Genomic DNA, 500 nt, shown 5'->3' on the forward strand with positions numbered 1-500 from the left:
AAGCTGTCCACGGACAGGAGCGATTGCCTGTTGTCCTTTGCCTCTCCGGTCGGCTTGCTCCTTAGCTGTAACCACATCTACAATCAATATCTGTTTTTGGATAACAGCGATGAGAACCTGCGCAAGTTTGAAAAGTCAGCCCGTAATATGCACTCACTGGCAAGGTATAGCCGTGCCAATCAGATTAACAAAGAGTGGATTGAAAGGTATCTGAACGAAGCGCACAGCTTCGGGCTTTCCTCCGTCCGTGCGCACTTCAATGTGATGGCGTGGTCGGATGACCCAAGTGAACTCAAACAGCTAAAGAACGACACGGGCAGTGCGCTCGCTTTGATGGAATGCAAACCGAGGCATAACACGGTGGATGTTGCCACGCTGTATTGGGCAGGCATGGCAGGCAATGCAGGCGACTTTCCGGCAGAGGAAAGTTTCTATACGTTCATCGAACCTGCATTGTGCTTCTTCACCGAGGAAACCAATTACCAAAATTCGGTATCACC

At 50.2% G+C, this 500-nt stretch carries 1 protein-coding gene; it reads left to right on the forward strand.

The features are described 5' to 3' along the window. Positions 1-30: 30 nt before the first annotated feature. Positions 31-500, forward strand: a 470-nt coding sequence (locus tag DC366_RS19580) for a TraG family conjugative transposon ATPase (protein WP_243405248.1), incomplete at its 3' end; no start/stop codon positions are given.

Origin of the sequence: Pelagivirga sediminicola (assembly GCF_003072125.1) — a bacterium.
Lineage (GTDB): Bacteria > Pseudomonadota > Alphaproteobacteria > Rhodobacterales > Rhodobacteraceae > Roseovarius > Roseovarius sediminicola.